Raw genomic sequence first — 17,486 nt, forward strand, 5'->3', positions numbered from 1 at the left:
CCACTCCGTTGCCAACCTCGCCCCACCAAGGCACTCTGCCATCGCTCGGCTGTTGCGCACCCTCGGCAATAAGGACCATTGCAATGACCTCACCCGATTTTCGGCCCAAGCCCGTCCACCAGCTGATCAGGGAGGACAGGCAAAGCCCGGTCAATCGCTTCTGGATCCCCGCCTACCAGCGCGGCTACCGCTGGAAACCCGAGCAGGTGCAACAACTGCTGGAAGACATCCTCGAGTTCGCCTACCGCAAGAACCCGCAGAACGACGACTTCTACTGCCTGCAGCCGCTGGTGCTAAAGGCCCGCGACAATGGCCAGTATGAAGTGGTCGACGGCCAGCAGCGCCTCACCACGCTGCTGCTGATTCTGCGTTTCTTCAACCAGCGGCTCACCGAAAGACACCGCGCACCGGTGTTCGAACTCAGCTACGAAACCCGCCCGCACCTGCCGGATTTTCTGCTTGAGCCCTCGGCCGAGCAGGCCCGCGGCAATGTCGATTTCTTCCACCTGTACCAGGCCATGCACAGCATCGAGCACTGGTTCGATCAGCACGACAACGAAGTCGACGACTTCAAGTCCACCCTGCTCAACCGCACCAAGGTCATCTGGTACGAGCTGGCCGCCAGCGAGAACCCGGTGGACGCCTTCACGCGCCTGAACATCGGCAAGATCCCCCTGACCGACGACGAGCTGATCCGTGCGCTGTTTCTCAAGCGCAACGCCGACGACGCCTCGGGCGAAACGCCCCAGCAACTGCGCATCGCCCACGAATGGGATCAACTCGAAAAGGCCCTGCAGAACGACGCGCTCTGGTACTTCCTGAACGAGCAGCCAAGCACCGGGCAGAACCGCATCGGCTTCCTGTTCCAGCTGGTAGCCCGGCTGGAAGGCGCAAGCGCGCCAGCCCGACAGCGCTACTCCGTGTTCCATCACTACAGTCGCCGGCTGGCTGCCCCCGACGCCTCGGCGCAAACGCTATGGCAGCAGGTCAAGAACACCTGCATGCTGCTGGAGGAATGGTTCGAGGACCGCCGGCTCTACCACATCATCGGTTTTCTGGTGCAGCAGGGTGTCGCCGTGACCGAGCTGTTCGCACTGTCGCAAGGCCTGCCCAAGAGCCAGTTCGAACAGCGCCTGCGCCAGCGCGTGTTCATGCAACTGACCGGCTCGCCCCTGCCCCAGCCGGCTACCCGCGACGCCATTACCGATGCGCTCTCGCCATTCCTCGCCGGCCTGGACTACTCACAGCGGGACAGATCGGCCATTCGCGCGACCCTGCTGCTGTTCAACCTCGCCAGCCTGCTGCAGAACCCGCAATCGAACGTGCGCTTCCAGTTCGACAGCTTCAAGAAGGAGCGCTGGGACATCGAACATGTGCGCTCGGTCACCGCCCACCGCTTCAACGGCGCCGAGGAAAAACAGCAATGGCTGCAGCGCTGCCTGTCGCACCTGCCGGACAAGACCGAAACCCGGCCCCTGCGCGAGGCCCTGGAGGCATTCATTGGCGACCCCAAGGGTGCAGACGATGAGGCTTTCAACGCGCTCCACCAGGCAGTGCTGGAGGCGTTCGGCGAAAACCAGGAGGTCGACGACAGCATCGGCAACCTCACGCTGCTCGACCAGAAGACCAACCGCAGCTACAAGAACGCGATCTTCGCGGTCAAGCGCGAGCGCCTGCTGGCCCTGGACCAGGGCGGCGTGTTCGTGCCGCTGTGCACGCGCAACCTGTTCCTCAAATGCTACAGCCCTGACGTCAAGCACCTGCTGTTCTGGGGCGAACAGGACCGCAAGGGCTACGCGCTTGCGCTCTTGCACACCCTGATAGCCTTCTTCGCCGACCCGCAGGAGCAGCACGCATGAGCGCCAACAGCCAGATCATCTTCGGCCAGCTGTTCGAGCGCTACGCCGGCACCCGCATCCCGCTGATCCAGCGCGACTACGCCCAGGGCAGGGCCGATACCGAAGAGGTGCGCAGCGAATTCCTCGGTGCCCTGGCGCGCGCCCTGGCACTGCCGCCCGACGACCCGAGCCTGCCGCTGAACCTGGACTTCGTCTACGGCACGCTGAACCCCCAGCGCCAGTTCGTCCCGCTCGACGGCCAGCAGCGCCTGACCACGCTGTTTCTGCTGCACTGGTACCTGGCGCAACGCGACGGTGAGCTGGCAGCCTTCACCCAGCTGTTCTGCAACGCCAACGGCAGCGCCCGATTCGCCTACAGCGTCAGGCCCAGCAGCAGCGAGTTCTTCGACGCCCTCAGCCAGCATGCGCCCTCGCCCGCGCTGGGTGCCGACGACTCGCTGATCGAGCACCTCACCGACCAGCTCTGGTACTTTCGCCACTGGCGCCTGGACCCCACCATCCAGTCATGCCTGACCATGCTGCAGGCCATGCACGAGCGCTTTCACAACGCCGCCACCGCCCGTTTTGCCCGCCTGATCGATGTGCAGCGGCCGGTGATCAGCTTCCAGATCCTCGACCTGGACGACTTCGGCCTGGCCGACGACCTGTACATCAAGATGAACGCCCGCGGCATGCCGCTGACCGCCTTCGAGACGTTCAAGGCGCGCTATGAACGGCACCTGCACACCCAGTTCGACGGTCACACCCGGCAGATGCACGGCAAGCCGGTCAGCACCGCGACCTTCTTCGCCTGGCGCATGGACACGCGTTGGGCGGATTTTTTCTGGAACTTCAGCAACGCCCGCAATGACGCCACGGCCCCCGCGACCATGCGCCTGTTCGACCAGGCGGTGATGAACCTGTTGCAGATGGTCGCCGCGGCCACCCGCGCGCCCGAGGCGCCGGGCTACGAAGCCGACCTGCTCAAGCTGCGCAACCGCCAGCAGCGCCTGAGCTACCAGGTATACGAGGACAACGGCTGGCTCGATGAGGCGTTTTCCGAAACCCTGATGCTGCTGCTCGAAGCCTGGAGCGAGGGGCCCGACAGTTTCGCCACCCAGTTGCCCACGGCGCACTACTTCGACGAGGTCGCCTTCTTCAACCACGCCATCAGCGACCAGCCACTGAACTACACCCGCCTGGTGCAGTTCTGCGGCTATGCGATGTTCCTGCGCCGCCATGGCAGCAGCCAACCGCAGGCGTTCGGCGAGTGGATGCGACTGGTGGTCAACCTGTCGGTCAATGCCAGCTACGACGGGCCGGACGATGTAAAGCGCAGCGTCAGCGGGCTCGGCGAAATGCTTGAGCAGGCGCTGGACATCCTCGCGCACTTTGCCAGCGTCGACAGGCCCGTCAGCGGCTTTCGCGGTACCCAGGTGCGCGAGGAAATCACCAAGGCGAAACTGATCGTCGCCGACAGCCAATGGCGGCCGCTGCTAGAACACGCCGAGCAGCACGGCTACTTCCAGGGCCAGATCGATTTTCTGCTCGACCACAGCAGCGCCGCCTGGGCGCTGCAAAGCCACGCGCACGCCACCTGGCAGGAACATTTTGCCAGCAGCCTTGCGCTGGCCGAGCAGATGTTCGACGACCACGGGCTACGCGCAATCGACGACTTCCTCTGGGAGCGCGCGCTGTTGAGCGAAGGTGATTACCTGCTCAAACGCGGCTACAACCATTCGTTCCTTGGCGACGGTCTCACGGGCCCTGGCACCTGGAAACGCCTGCTGGCCAATGAAGACGGCATGCGCGTGACGCTGTTCTGCCTCTGGAACCGACTGGACGAAACCCGCCCGCTGCCGGCCCAGTTGCAACGCATCATCGACCAGGCCCGGGTGCGGGAGCCGTGGCGCCAGGTGCTGATCCAGACCCCCTCGGCCCTCGGGTACTGCGCGTTGCGCCAACTGCGCTTCGAACGCGACCAGGTGTACCTGCTGGCCAGGGAACGCATGAGTGGCAGCCATGCCGAGCTGTTCAGCTTCGCCCTGCATCAACGGCTGCAAACCCCGCAGCGGCTGGCGCAACTGGCACCGCTGTCGGTCGAAGGCTACGTGCCGGTTTCCGGCAGTGCCGACGAACCCTACTTCTACCTGCTGCACTGGCCCAGCCCGCAGGTGCACACCCATCTCTATGTCACCTCCACGCCGCATGGCTTCCTGCTGCAGATCGATGTCGATGAACTGCTCGGGCGCGACGCCCTGGCCCATGCCCTGCAGCAGGACTTCGACTTTGTCGTCGAGGCCGGCTACCTGCAGAGCCACTGCCCCCGCGACACGGTCGAACAGCGGCTGGTCGCGCTGGCCGGCGTGTTGGCGGCCTGAGGCACGCGGACTGCCCGCCGCCCTCCAAGTGGTCGGTTGATGCCCGCGCCCTGCCCCTATGCTTGGGCAGGTCGCGAGGCATGCAGCCTTGCCATCAACGAGGACCATCAGCGATGACCAGCAGTACCGCATCACTCGCCATCCGCCCCATCCAGCCCACCGACTTCGAGGCCTGGCTGCCGCTCTGGCTGGCCTATCAGGACTTCTACCAGGTCGACCTGGGCGAAGCCGTCAACGCCACCACCTTCAAGCGCTTTCTGGACCCCGACGAGCCCGTGTTCGCCGCAGTGGCCGAGTACGACGGCGAGCTGGTCGGCATGGTCACCTGGGTCATCCACCGCTCTACCTGGTCGACCACCCACTACTGCTACCTCGAAGACCTCTACGTCGCCCCGCAGATGCGCGGCCAGGGTACCGGCGAGCACCTGATCGCCTGGGTCAAGGCCGCCGCCGACCAGCAGCAGTGCACACGCCTGTACTGGCACACCCACCAGACCAACCATCGCGCCCAGCAGCTGTACAACCGTGTGGCCGTCAACCCCGGCACGATCCTCTACCAGATCGCGCTGTAACCTTCCCCCGTTCAAGGGCAGGCATGGACAGCCGGGCCCTGGCAGGTCAGCATGCCGGCCTGCCCTTCTTCACTGCACAGACGTCATGGCCCACAGTTTTCAACTCGACACCCTGAAGATCCGCCTGGCCGCCGCCGAGCTGGCCCCGCTGGAGCTGCGCGTGCGGGTACAGCGCGCCCTGCGCGAACTCATTCTTGCCGGCGAACTGCCGCCGGGTTGCCGCCTGCCCGCCACCCGCACCCTGGCCAGTTCCCTGGGACTGTCTCGCGACACCGTGGAGATGGCCTATGTGCAACTGCAGCTGGAGGGCTGCATCTGCCGCCGCCCAGGCTCGGGCAGCTATGTGGCCGAGCACCTGGGGCCGCGTCTGCTGGGTGCACGCCCCCCGCGCACCAGCGCGCCGCAGCACGCGCCTGCCACCGTCGGCCTCAGCGCCCGTGGCGCGGCGATCCTGGCCAGCGGCGGGGTCAGCGACCAGCAGCAGGTCAAGGCCTTCGCCACCGGCCTGCCCGAGACGCGCAACTTCCCCATCGACACCTGGGACCGCCTGCAACGCCAGGCCCAGAAGGACTACCGCGCCCAGGTGCTGCTGCATGGCGACCCGCTGGGTGCCGCGCCGCTGCGCCAGGCCATCGCCCGCTACCTGAACCTGGAACGCGGCGCCAGGGTGCACGCCGACCAGGTGCTGGTGCTGAGCAGCGCGCGCCAGGCGCTGTACCTGTGCGCGCAGGTGCTGGCCGACCCCGGCGGGCCGATCCTGCTCGAAGACCCGGGTTACTTTGGCGCGCGCAAGGCCTTCGAGATGGCCCAGCTGCAGGTGGTGCCCGTGGCCGTGGATGAGCACGGCCTGCGCACCGACCTGCTGCGTGCCGACCGCAGCGGCGCCAACACCGTCTACGTCACCCCGTCGCACCAGTACCCCACCGGCGTCACCCTGGCCCTGGAGCGCCGCCTGGACCTGATTGCCTGGGCCGCCGAGCGCAACGGCTGGATCATCGAGGACGACTACGACAGCCAGTTCCACTACGACGGCCTGCCCACCGCCTGCGTGCAGGGCCTGGACAACGCGCAGCGCACGATCTACCTGGGCACCTTCGCCAAGTCGCTGTACCCCGGCCTGCGCATGGGTTTCATGGTGCTGCCGCCGGCCCTGGTCGCGCCCATGAGCCACGCGCGCAGCATGCTCGACGGGCACACCCCGCAGCTGGCCCAGTTGACCCTGGCGCGGTTTATCGAAGACGGCCATTTCGCCGCGCACATTCGCGCCATGCGCACGCTGTATGCCGTGCGCCGCGAGGCCATGGCCCAGGCCCTGCACCAGCACCTGGGCGGCATCGCCAGCGCGCAGCTGCCACCGGGCGGCCTGCAGATGCTGTGCCGCCTGGAGCATGGCTGGAGCGAGGCCGAGACGATCCGCCAGGCCGCGCGGGCGGGCATCCACCTGCCCGGCCTCAGCCGCCTGTACGCCACGCCGCCGGCACAGGGCGGCTGGCTGCTGGGCTTCGCAGCGCTCACCCCGCACCAGATCGGCAGTGCCGTGGCACGCCTGGCCAAGGCCCTGCGCCCCGGCGTGCGCAGCGGTCTGGCGCAGGCCAGCGAGGTGGACTGATCGGGCCACCCCTGGCGCGGATACGCTCGGCACCCCAGCCCATCCCGCAAGGACCTGCCCATGAACCGAACCGCTTCGCGCCTGCACCCGCGTGACCTCGTCTCACCCACCCTGGCCGCCCTGATCAGCGTCATGGTCAACTATGGCCGCACCTTCGTGCTGGTGTTCCAGGCCGCGCAACTGGGCAACCTGACCGCCGCGCAAACCGCCTCGTGGGTGTGGTCGGTGAGCATCGGCGTGGGCCTGACCGGGGCCTGGCTGAGCTGGCGCTACCGCGCGCCGATCATCACCGCCTGGTCCACCCCGGGCGTGGCGTTCCTGGCCACGGTCATGCCGTTCACACCCTATGGCGAGGTGATCGGCGCTTACGTGCTGTGCGCCATCGGCTTCATCCTGCTGGGGCTGTCGGGGGTGTTCGAGCGGCTGGTGCGCTGGATACCGGCCGGCATCGCCGCCGGGCTGCTGGCAGGCATTCTGCTGCAGTTCGGGGTCAACGCCTTCGGCGGGGCCAGCGCCGACCCGCTGCTGGTGATCGTGCTGGTGCTCACCTACGCCGTGCTGCGCCGCTTCACCTCGCGCTTTGCCGTGGTCGGGGTGCTGGTGGCGGGCCTGGCCATGCTGCTGGCCCAGCAGCGCCTGGACCTGCACGGCGTGCACCTGAGCATGGCGCTGCCGGTGTTCGAAACCCCGCAGCTCAGCCTTGGCGCGCTGTTCGGCGTGGCGCTGCCGCTGTTCGTCATCACCCTCACCGGGCAGTACATGCCGGGCATGCTGGTGCTGCGCAACGACGGCTACACCACCAGCGCCAACCCGATCATCACGGTCACCGGGCTGGGGTCGCTGCTGATGGCGCCGTTTGGCGCCCATGCGTTCAACGTGGCCGCCATCACCGCAGCCATCTGCACCGGCAAGGACGCGCACCCCGACCCGGCCAGACGCTACCTCGCCGGCATCGCCTGCGGGGTGTTCTACGTCACCGTGGGGGTTTTCGGCGTGACCCTGGCCAGCCTGTTCATGGTGCTGCCGCGCACCTTCGTCACCACCCTCGCCGGGCTGGCCCTGCTGGGCGCCATCGGTGGCAGCCTGGCCAGCGCGATGGGCGATGCGCGTACTCGCGAGACCGCGCTGATCACCTTTCTGGCCACCGCCGCCAATGTCACCCTGCTGGGTATCGGCGGCGCGTTCGGGGGGTTGCTGACCGGCCTGCTGGTGCATGCGCTGATGCACGCCGGCCGCCCGCTCAGCCCAGCCGTGGCGAGTGCGCCAGCAAGCCCTGGGTGTACGCCGCCTGGGGGTGGTCCAGCACATCCTGCGCCGGCCCCTGCTCGACAATCCGCCCTTCCCTGACCACCACCACGCGGTCGGCGATGGCGCGCACCACGCCCAGGTCGTGGGTGACGAACAGCAGGGTCATGCCCTCGCCCTGCAACTGCTTGAGCAGCGCCAGGATCGCCGCCTGCACCGACACGTCCAGGGCCGAGGTCACCTCGTCGCAGATCAGCACCGAAGGCTCGCACACCAGCGCGCGGGCAATCGCCACGCGCTGGCGCTCGCCACCCGACAGATGATGCGGGTATTTGTGCGCCGCATCCGGGGGCAGCGCGACCCGTGCCAGCGCCGCGTCGATACGCGCCCGGCAGGCCGCGCCCTTGAGGCCGAAGAAGTGCTCCAGGGGCGCTTGCAGGCACTGCGCCACGGTCTGGCGCGGGTTCAGGGCGCGGTACGGGTTCTGGAAGATGTACTGGATACGGTGGCGCGTGGCCGCGGGCCGCTGGCGCGCCAGCAGGCTCAGCGGCTGCCCGTCGAAGGTCAGCTCGGCCTGGGCGGTATCGCCCAGCCCCGCCAGGGTGCGCGCCAGGCTGGTCTTGCCCGAGCCCGACTCGCCCACCACCGCCAGGCATTCGCCCTTGTACAGGTCCAGCGACAGGTCGAACAGCACCTGGCGGTCGTAGCTCAGGTTGAGGTCGCGCAGGCTCAGCAGCGGCGTGTCAGCGCAGCTGAGCATCGTTGCCGGCACCACCGTCGGCGCAGCCACAGCAGTCAGTTGCGGGTGCAGGCAGGCGACCTGCTGCGCGCTGTCCAGCACATTCAGCGACGGCTCCAGCGAGGTGCAGGCAGCGCTGCGGCGCGCGCACCGCGGGGCGAAGGCGCAGCCTTGCGGGCGCTGACCGGGCGCCGGGGCATGGCCGGCAATCGCCTGCAACGGGCGCTGGCGGGCCACGTCCGGAATCGCCGCCAGCAGGCCCAGGGTGTACGGGTGCGCGGGCCGCGCGAACAGGCGTTCGCGCTGCGCCACCTCGACGATGCGCCCGGCGTACATCACCATCACGCGGTCGACCAGGTCCTTGATCACGGCCAGGTCGTGGGACACGTACACCGCCGCCACCCCCTGCTCCTTGCACAGCCTGCGCAGGGTTTGCAGGATGTGCGCCTGGGTGCCGACGTCGAGGGCGGTGGTGGGTTCGTCGAGCACGATCAGGCGCGGGCGCAGCACGAAGGCCAGGGCCAGCATCACCCGTTGCTGCTGGCCGCCGGACAGTTGATGGGGGAAGCGCCTGAGAAACTCGCGATCGCCGGGCAGGCCGACGTCCACCAGGGTCTGCTGCAGGCGGTCGGCCTGGGCCGCGCGGGCAAGCTGCGGCTCGTGGGCCAGCAGGGTTTCGCGCAGCAGGTTGCCGATGCGCAGCGCCGGGTTGAGGGCCATGGCCGGGTCTTGCGCGACATAGCCGATCAGCCCGCCGCGGGCACGGCGCAGGGCATCGCCCTTGCGCTCGAGCAGCGAGGCGCCGGCAATGTCGATGCGCCCGCCGGCAATCTGCGCACCGCGCCGGGCATGGGCCAGCAGCGCGGTGGCCAGGGTGGTCTTGCCCGAGCCGGACTCGCCGACAAGGCCGAGGATTTCACCGGGGGCCAGGCTGAAGTGGATGTGGTCGATGATATCGGCGCCGCTGGCGAGTTCGACCCGCAGGTTCTCGACCCGCAACGCTTCGCCGGCAACGCCGGCTCCTACAGACGGTGCAAAACCTGTAGGCGCCGGCGTTGCCGGCGAAGAGGCCATCAAGGCATGCGCATTCATTTGCGTTCTCCCGCACTGTGCCGGGCAATGCCCTCGGCCAGAATATTGGTGCCGTAGGCGAACACCCCGATCAGCAGCGCCGGTGCCAGCACCGCCCACGGCTGCACCAGCAGCCCGGCCTGGTTCTCGTTGATCATCAGCCCCCAGTCCGCCGCCGGCGGCGCCACGCCGTAACCCAGAAAGCTCAGGCCCGACAACATGCCCACGCCCCAGGTCAGCATGTTGCCAAAGTGCACCAGCAGCGGCGTGAGCACGTTGGGCAGGATCTCGCACAGCAGAATCCGCGTGCGCGAAAAGCCCATCATCTGCGCCGCCTCCACGAACTCCTGGCTGGCCACCGCCACCGCACTGCCGCGCGCCAGGCGGATCACGCCGGGGGTAAAGGCAATTGCCACGGTCATCACGATCAGCCACGGCGCGCGCCCCAGCATCGACACGATCAGCAGCACCAGGATCAGGTCCGGAAACGCCAGCCACACATCCGCCAGCCAGGTGATGGCCTGGTCCAGGCGCTGGCGCGACAGACCGGCCAGCAGCCCCAGCGCCGTGCCCAGCACCAGCGCAATGGCAGCGGCCGCCAGCGACATCCACAGGATCGACACACCGCCACCGAGCAGCCGCGACACCACGTCGTGGCCCAGAAAATCATGCCCCAACGGCGCCTCGCCGCTGGGCGGCCCGTACACCCCGCCAACCATGTCGGTGGGCGCATGCGGCGCCAGCCACGGGCCCAGCAGCGCCAGCAGCACGATGGCCAGGGTCACCAGCCCACCCCGACGAATTTGCGGCTCACGCCAGACACTTGCACTGAACATGCTCTCTTCCTCTCAAGGGGCCTTGGCTGCCGGGCGGCGCCACCAGCTCTGGATGCCGCGACGGTTGCGCTGGATCAGCGTTGCCCGCCGCGCGGTGCGCAGCCTGGGGGTCAGCAGCACGGTGAGCAGATCGGCCAGCAGGTTGATCGCCACCACGCCCAGGGTGATCACCAGGACCACGCCCTGGATCAGCGGCAGGTCGCGCATCTGGATCGCGGTGTTGAGCTGGGTGCCGATGCCGGGGTAGCTGAAGATCACCTCGGCCAGCAGCGCGCCGCCGATCAGGGTGCGCAAGGTCAGGGCCACGCCCTGCACCGCCGGCACCAGCGCGTTGGGCAAGGTGTGGCGCCACACGATGCGCCATTCGGGCACCCCGCGCAGGCGCGCCGCACTCACGTAGTCGGATTCCAGCGCCTCGATCATCGAGGCGCGTACCAGCCGCGCCAGGTACGGCAGCGACGACAGGCTCAGGGCCAGTATCGGCAGCAGCAGAAACTCCAGCTGCTGCCACAGGTGCTTGTCCGGGTCGAGGATCGACACCGCCGGCAGCAGGCTGAACTGCGGCATGGAAAACAGCAGCACCAGCCCGATGGCCAGCAGAAAACCCGGGGTGGCCTTGAGAAAGATCAGCGCCGACAGCGCCCAGCGGTCCAGGCGGCTGTCACGCCGCAGCGCCAGGCTCACGCCGATGCTCAACGCCAGCGGCACCACCACCAGCAGCACGCCGCCCAGCAGCGCCAGGGTATTGCCAAAGCGCGCGAGAATGATGCCGGCCACCGGTTGGTTCGAATCCAGCGAGATGCCCAGGTCGCCGTGCAGCACCTGCCCCAGCCAGCTCAGGTACTGCAGCAGGATCGGCCGGTTCAGGCCCAGTTGCTCGCGCAGGGTCTGGATGCTCTCCAGCGGCGCGTCGGGGCCCAGGATCACCCGCGCCGGGTCCGAGGGCAGCGCCTGGGTGGCGATGAACACCACCAGGCTGATGACCCAGGCGGTGAGCAGGCCGTAGCCCAGGCGCCCGATGAACCAGGGCAGCCAGGCCGGCAGTCGATGAGAGGTTGCGCACGGTTCAGGCATGGTTCAACCACAGGCTGTCAAAGCGCCAGGAGGCGAAGGTGGTCTGTTCGCCGTGCAGGCCGCCGACCTTGTTCGAGGCGGCGTCCAGCACGTCGGTGAAGCCCCAGATCAGCAGGCCGCCGCGCTGGTGCTGAATGGCCTGCGCCTCGTGTACCAGTTGCTTGCGCTGCGCCAGATCCGGCTGGCCGAGGGCCTGGGTGAACAGCGCACTGAAGCGCTCGTCACGGAAGTTGCTGCGGTTGTAGATCGCCAGCGGTGCATCGTTGTGCAGGCCGGTGGCCAGAAAGCCGCGGGCCGGTGTCGAGCCGGGCGACATCAGCCACTGCTCCTTCTGCGGGCCGTTGAATACCGAGGCGTCCACCGGCGTGACCTTGACCTGGACCCCGGCCTTCTTCGCCTGCTGGGCGAACACCAGGGCAGCGTTGATTTCGTTGGCGGTGGTGGTCAGCTCTATGCGCAGGTCGGTCTGCCCGGCCTGGCGCAGCAGCGAACGGGCCTGGTCCAGATCGAAGGGGCGCTGGGCGATGGCATGGTTGTAGGTAGGGTCGGTTGGCGAATACAGATCGTTGGCGATGCGCCCGAAGCCGTTGAGGCCACGGCCCACCAGCTCCTGGCGGTCGGCCAGCAGGCGGAAGGCCTGGCGCACCCGCTCGTCCTGGAACGGCGCCTTGGCGGTGTTGAGGTTGAAGCCACTGAACGAGGTGGTGGGCGACACCACCAGTTGCAGGCGCGGGTCGGCCTTGAGCAAGGCACTGTGCTCGGCCTGCACGCCGCTGGCGATGTCGATCTGCCCGGCACGCAGGGCGGCCACGCGCGATACCTGGTCCTTGAATTCGATGATCTCCAGCTCATCGGCGTACGGCTGGTTGGGCTTGTAGTAGTTTTCGAAACGGCTGAACAGCGCACGCTGGCCCGGCACGAAACGTTTGAGCCGGTACGGGCCGGCGCCCACCGGGTTGCTGACCGGGTCGTAGTCGGTGGGCACGATGCCGCCGAAGGCAATCAGGGTCTCGTCCAGCGGGAAGAAGCTGCGGCCCTGCTTGAAGCGGATCTCGATGGTGCGCTCGTCGAGCTTGCGCAGCGCCTGGCGGTCGATGGCGCCCACCAGCCCGGCAAATGGCGAGGCAAGTTTCGGGTCGGTCAGGCGCAGGATCGAGAACAGCATGTCGTCGGCGCCGATGCTCTTGCCGTGGTGGAACTCCAGCCCCGGCTTGATGCGAATGGTCCAGGCGCTGGCATCGGCATTGGGCTCGGCAAATTCGGCCAGGCCCAGGCGCGTGCTGACGTCGTCGTTCCACTCCCAGAACTTGCTGTACAGCGCCCAGCCGCGAATGATCCCGCCACCGGAAGGCTTGTGTGCATCCAGGTTGCCGGCCTGGTCGCCGTCGATGATGCCGACGCGCAGGCGCCCGCCGTGCACCGGGGTGCCCGGGCGTGCGCTGGCCGCCGCGCTGCTGGCAGGCCCGCCGGCATCGCAGCCGCCCAGCAGGCTGGAGCCCAGCAGCAGGCCGCCGCCGACGGCCAGGCTGTTGCCGAGGAAGATCCGGCGCGAGAATTCATGAGGCATGGGCAGCTCCTTAGGCCGGCTCGGCAGCGGTGCGCGCACCCAGGCGCGGGATCTCGAACCCGTGGTCCAGTTCCAGCAGCGGGAACAGCAGGTCGGCCACCCGGTGCGCTTCATCGATCAGCGGAAAGCCCGAGAGAATGAACGCCGAGGTGCCCTGCTGCTGGTACTCGCGAATGCGCTCGGCCACCTGCTCGGCACTGCCCACCAGGTAGGTGCCGGACGACGGGCCGAGGATGTCGAAGCCGAACAGGCTGGGGCCGGTCCACACGTTGGGGTAGATCTCAAGCTCGCGCGCAGTGGGCAGGCGCCCGTCGCGGATGCTCTGCACGTTGCGCTGCACCTGCGGGTTGTCGCTGTGGAAGGTGTCCAGGGTCTGGCCCGGCGGCAGGCGGCGCTCGATGGCGGCGCGGGCGGTGGCCAGGGAGGTCTGTTGCAGCAGATTCTCGGCATGCGCCCAGGCTTGGGCCTCGGTCTCGCGCACGATGACCTGCAGGCGCGTGCCGTAGGTCAGTTCGCGGCCGATCTTCGCCGCTTCGGCGGCCACGCGGCGGAACTTGTCGCCCAGCCTGGGCGGGGTGTCGGCAAAGCTCAGGTACACGTCCAGCAGTTGCACCGAATGCGCCACGCCCACGTCCGAGGTGCCGGCGCCCCACAGGGGTACCGCCAGGCGCTGCGGCGGGTGCCAGCCGCCCAGCGGATGGCGCGCCGCCGCAGCCGGGCGTGGCGCGAGCTGCACGTACTAGCCGTCGAAACCGGCGGTGTCGCCGGCATAGATGCGCTGGAAGGCGCGCCAGTATTCCAGGCTGAACTGGTAGCGCTCATCGTGCGGGTAATGCACACCCAGGGTGGCCAGGCCCGCGTCGCTGCCATTGACCACGTTGAACAGCAGGCGGCCGTTGGAGAACTCGTCGAAGGTCAGCGCCCACTTGGCCAGCACCGCCGGCGACAGCTCGCCCGGGTGCTGCGCCACCAGAAAGCGCAGGCGCTCGGTGGCATCGATCAATGCCGCCGACACCGCCAGGCTCTCGTTGGGGCTTGAACCCAGCAGGGCGCCGTAGAACCCCAGGCGGTCACTGGCCACCGCCAGTTGCCTGAGGTGGGCGAAATCGGTTTTCCAGCGCCCCTGGGGCTCCCACGGGTAGGGGCCGTCGGGGCTGGTGAGGTACCACAGGATCTTGATGGCCATGGCAGGTTCCTCAGGCGCGTGGGCGATCGATGGCCGGGACCAGGCCCAGCGCGTGGGCGCGGTCGATCAGCTTGCTCATGTTCCATTGCTGGGTGAGCACGCCGGGGCCGTAGGGGCGCGAGCCGCCGATGGACTCGGCCAGCAGTTGCAGTTGCGCGCCCTCCTCCAGCAGCAGGATGAATTCGGCGGTGGCGCGCAGGCCCTGGCGCCCCCACACGGTCGCACCGCCGTTGGCTTCGAGAATCGCCGGGGTGTAGGGGTTCTCGGCCAGGCGCTCGAGAATGAAGTCGACCTCGTCCTGGCGCCGGTCGATGTACACCGGCAGCTCGCGGGCCAGCTGGTAGCGCTGCACCGGCACGTAATGGAACGGCAGGCTGCGCTGGGTCTGCGCCCAGGCGCCCAGGTACGGGGTGTGCACGTGGGACACCGTGGTGATGCCGGCGTCTTCGCGAAACAGCCGGGTGTAGCGGCCCAGCCCGCCCTTGCCCTGGCCATGCACCAGGTTGCCGGCAAAGTCGCTGACCGTGGCCTGCAGCGGCTTGCGGTAGTCCCAAGGGCCTGGGTAGTTGACCGACACCAGCAGCTCGCGGCCCGGTACGCGCTCGATGAAGCCCACGGTGCCGGCGGCGGTGATGGTGTTGGTTTCGCGGAACACGGTGAAGGCCTGTTCGGCCTCGTGCAGCACCTGCTCGATGAAGGCCTTGAGGTCGGCGTCGATCAGGTGCTCGGTGATCAGTACGGTCATGGCGGACTCCTTGGTTCAGGCGCGGGCGCGCCGGGCCAGCAGTTGATGGGCAGCTTGCAGTGGACGCGGGTCGACCCAGTCGGCCAGGTTGAAATCGGCTTCGAGAAAGCCATGCAGGTTGAGGAAGGTCTTCTGGATGTCCAGGTAGCCCAGGCGCTGGGCCGAGAGGTCCGGGGCCAGGGTGGTGTGGAAGTCGCCACGGTAGGCTTCGTCCACGCCCTGGGCGCCGGCGCGGGTCTCGTCCTGCAGGATGCGCAGCAGTGCCTCGCGGTTGTGGCTGGCCCAGTCGGCGGCGCGCAGGGTCTGCGCGAGGAAGCGCACCACCAGCTCGAAGTGGTTGTCCAGCAGGCTCTGGTGCACGGTGATCGGCCGTGGCGTGCCGTTGTTGATGCGGTAACGCGGGTCGCTGATCTGGTCCAGGTCGATGCCCACCACCAGGCCCAGGCGGCGCGCTGCATCGGCAGCGGCGGCGCCCTTGACGTACACCGCGTCGACCTCGCCACGGGCCAGGTAGTCCAGCCCCGACCACAGGCGCTGCAGGCCCTGCTCGGGGGTGGGGGCGTCGTCCTGGTTGTGCAGCGCCACTTCCACCAGTTCGACATCGTCGAAGCTCAGGCCGGCCAGGCTCAGCGCACCCTTGTAGCCATGCAGGCTCATGGCGCGGGCGATGCTGCCCGGGCGGTTGTCGCCCCAGGCCGGCAGCGCCAGGCGCTTGCCCTTGAGGTCCCGGGCGCTGCGGATGCCGGAGTCGGGGCGCACCAGGACGGTCTGCCACTCCTCGATCCAGGTCAGGCCGATCAGGCGGCTGGGCGAACCGGCGGCGCGGGCGGCCAGGGCCGGCACGTTGCCGCCCTCGCGAAACAGCCCGGGCAACTGGTGATCGTGGTGGTGAGGGCCGAGCTGGCGGGCCTCCTGCAGGGTCTCCACCGGCAGGCCGTCGGCGGCGAATTCCTCCCCCAGCCAGCCCAGGGTGTAGGCGATGCCGGAGGCGGTCGGCACGGGGCAGCGGGTGAACCAGATCTGTTCGAGGGCCGGTGCGGCAGGCCACGGCAAGGTAGCGGCGATTGACATGGGCATGTTCCATCAAGCGAAGGTAGCCATGCCATTGCAGCGCCCGTGCCAACTCACCATCTCATTGTTTTTGTTGGTTTTTTAGAGACCTTCTGAACACCGGCTGCTGGCCTGGCAGCAGTGTTGCAGCTGCCCTGCTGCTGCCAGAGCAACAATCGGCGCCCCGCTGCTGCCCCAGCAGCACCCCGCCGCCCGCACCTGGCCGCAGTCCTTGTGGCACAAGGCTTTGCGGCGTGTGGCACAGAACCTGCTCAAGGGCCTGAAACCTGTTCATCCAAGGAAGCCCCCGCATGAGTACCCCGCCCCGCCGCCTGGAAAGCGCCGCCCAGGCCATCGCCGCCGCCCATGAAATCGCCGGCCACATCGCCGAGCTGGCCCGCGACCCGCACAACAACCACCAGTTGCCGCGTCGCCAGGCCCAGCTGCTGTCCGACAGCGGCCTGACCGCCATCGGCGTGCCCACGCAGTTCGGCGGGCTGGGCGCTTCGGTACAGACCATCGTCGAGACCGTGCGCATCGTGTCCGCCGCCGACGGCGGTGTCGGGCAACTGCTGCAGATTCACAACGTGATGCTGCGCGGTGTGCTCAGCGGCTACCCGGATGAAGTGCGCGAGCGCCTGATCGCCGACCTGCTGGCCGGCAAGCGCCTGGGCAACGCCCTGGCCGAGGTCGGCGGCAAGAACAAGTTCGCCCTCAAGACCCGCATCGAGCGCCGCGAAGACGGCAAGCTGGTGCTCAACGGCAGCAAGTTCTACTCCACCGGCTCGTACCTGGCCGAATGGATCTCGCTGACCGCCGCCAGCGACGACGGCGGCGCCGGGGTGCTGCTGCACCGCGACACGCCGGGCCTGACCCTGCTCGACGACTGGGACGCATTCGGCCAGAACAACTCGGTGAGCGGCACGGTGCAGTTCGACAACATCGAGCTGGACGAGCGCTATGTGCTGCGCCGCCAGGGCCCGATGAAGCGCACCGGGCTGACCTTCCCGCAGATACTGCACGCGGCCATCGACACCGGCATCGCCGCCGGCGCCCTGCAGGCCGGCATCGACTACCTCAACCAGCACGCGCGCCCGTGGGTAGAGAGCGAGGTGGAGCGCGCCAGCGAAGAGCCGCACATCATCCGCCAGGTCGGTGAATACGCCGTGGCCCTGCGCGCCGCCGAATCGCTGCTGCGCGATGCCGCACGGACCTTCGATGCGCACGAGCTGGCCCCCGACGACAAGGCCCTGCAGGACGAGCTGATTCTCTCGGTAGCCACCGCGCGGGCGCACTCGGATGCCGCCTCGCTGAAGATCTCCAGCGACATCTTCTCGCTGCTGGGGGCCAGCGCCTCGCTGAGCAAATGGAACCTGGACCGCTTCTGGCGCAATGCGCGGGTGCACACCACCCACGACTCGATCCGCTGGCGCCTGCACCACGTGGGCAACTACTACCTCAACGGCATCGACCCGGGCGAATACACCGCCATTCTCGCCGCCAAGCAGAGCGCGGGCGCCAGCCGCTGAACACCGGGCGCGGGGCCTGCCCAGCGCCTGCTTTCCCCTTTGTC

At 68.3% G+C, this 17,486-nt stretch carries 12 protein-coding genes and 1 pseudogene; 6 read left to right on the forward strand and 7 right to left on the reverse strand.

Features of this window, described 5'->3' with window-relative positions:
* Positions 1 to 83 precede the first annotated feature (83 nt).
* The 5 genes from MF6396_RS09210 to MF6396_RS09230 all read left to right on the forward strand — a co-directional run bounded on the left by MF6396_RS09210 (position 84) and on the right by MF6396_RS09230 (position 7,747).
* Complete coding sequence (locus tag MF6396_RS09210) at positions 84 to 1,859, forward strand: DUF262 domain-containing protein (protein WP_078480139.1); 1,776 nt, start codon at positions 84 to 86, stop codon at positions 1,857 to 1,859.
* Positions 1,856 to 4,219, forward strand: coding sequence for a DUF262 domain-containing protein (locus MF6396_RS09215; RefSeq protein WP_078480140.1), 2,364 nt, complete (start codon positions 1,856 to 1,858; stop codon positions 4,217 to 4,219). The genes MF6396_RS09210 and MF6396_RS09215 overlap by 4 nt, the downstream gene beginning before the upstream one ends.
* Positions 4,220 to 4,332: 113 nt before the next feature.
* Complete coding sequence (locus MF6396_RS09220) at positions 4,333 to 4,791, forward strand: GNAT family N-acetyltransferase (protein ID WP_054915360.1); 459 nt, start codon at positions 4,333 to 4,335, stop codon at positions 4,789 to 4,791.
* An 85-nt stretch (positions 4,792 to 4,876) separates the two neighbouring features.
* Positions 4,877 to 6,400: a MocR-like pyridoxine biosynthesis transcription factor PdxR gene (pdxR, locus tag MF6396_RS09225; RefSeq protein ID WP_078480141.1), complete on the forward strand. Its 1,524-nt coding sequence runs from the start codon at positions 4,877 to 4,879 to the stop codon at positions 6,398 to 6,400.
* A 60-nt stretch (positions 6,401 to 6,460) separates the two neighbouring features.
* Positions 6,461 to 7,747, forward strand: a complete 1,287-nt coding sequence (locus MF6396_RS09230; RefSeq protein WP_078480142.1) for a benzoate/H(+) symporter BenE family transporter — start codon at positions 6,461 to 6,463, stop codon at positions 7,745 to 7,747.
* On the opposite strand, the gene MF6396_RS09235 is transcribed toward MF6396_RS09230, so the two are convergent.
* The 7 genes and pseudogenes from MF6396_RS09235 to MF6396_RS09265 form a co-directional block, all read right to left on the reverse strand.
* The gene (locus MF6396_RS09235; protein WP_078480143.1) at positions 7,641 to 9,476 is read right to left on the reverse strand and encodes a dipeptide ABC transporter ATP-binding protein; all 1,836 of its coding nucleotides are present in this window, start codon (positions 9,474 to 9,476) and stop codon (positions 7,641 to 7,643) included. The genes MF6396_RS09230 and MF6396_RS09235 overlap by 107 nt on opposite strands.
* Positions 9,473 to 10,291: an ABC transporter permease gene (locus MF6396_RS09240; RefSeq protein WP_078480144.1), complete on the reverse strand. Its 819-nt coding sequence runs from the start codon at positions 10,289 to 10,291 to the stop codon at positions 9,473 to 9,475. Before MF6396_RS09240 ends, MF6396_RS09235 begins: the two co-directional genes overlap by 4 nt.
* Before the next feature lie 12 nt (positions 10,292 to 10,303).
* Complete coding sequence (locus MF6396_RS09245; RefSeq protein WP_043860484.1) at positions 10,304 to 11,365, reverse strand: ABC transporter permease; 1,062 nt, start codon at positions 11,363 to 11,365, stop codon at positions 10,304 to 10,306.
* Positions 11,358 to 12,932: an ABC transporter substrate-binding protein gene (locus tag MF6396_RS09250; RefSeq protein ID WP_078480145.1), complete on the reverse strand. Its 1,575-nt coding sequence runs from the start codon at positions 12,930 to 12,932 to the stop codon at positions 11,358 to 11,360. The genes MF6396_RS09245 and MF6396_RS09250 overlap by 8 nt, the downstream gene beginning before the upstream one ends.
* Positions 12,933 to 12,942: 10 nt before the next feature.
* A pseudogene (locus MF6396_RS09255) lies at positions 12,943 to 14,118 on the reverse strand (LLM class flavin-dependent oxidoreductase).
* 10 nt (positions 14,119 to 14,128) lie between these two features.
* Complete coding sequence (locus MF6396_RS09260) at positions 14,129 to 14,863, reverse strand: class II aldolase/adducin family protein (protein WP_078480146.1); 735 nt, start codon at positions 14,861 to 14,863, stop codon at positions 14,129 to 14,131.
* A 15-nt stretch (positions 14,864 to 14,878) separates the two neighbouring features.
* Complete coding sequence (locus MF6396_RS09265) at positions 14,879 to 15,934, reverse strand: ABC transporter substrate-binding protein (RefSeq protein WP_078480147.1); 1,056 nt, start codon at positions 15,932 to 15,934, stop codon at positions 14,879 to 14,881.
* 290 nt (positions 15,935 to 16,224) lie between these two features.
* On the opposite strand from MF6396_RS09265, the gene MF6396_RS09270 reads away from it, so the two are divergent.
* On the forward strand, positions 16,225 to 17,442 hold the full coding sequence (locus tag MF6396_RS09270) for an acyl-CoA dehydrogenase family protein (protein ID WP_078480148.1): 1,218 nt from the start codon (positions 16,225 to 16,227) through the stop codon (positions 17,440 to 17,442).
* Positions 17,443 to 17,486 lie beyond the last annotated feature (44 nt).

The organism is Pseudomonas sp. MF6396, assembly GCF_002018915.1.
Lineage (GTDB): Bacteria > Pseudomonadota > Gammaproteobacteria > Pseudomonadales > Pseudomonadaceae > Aquipseudomonas > Aquipseudomonas palmensis.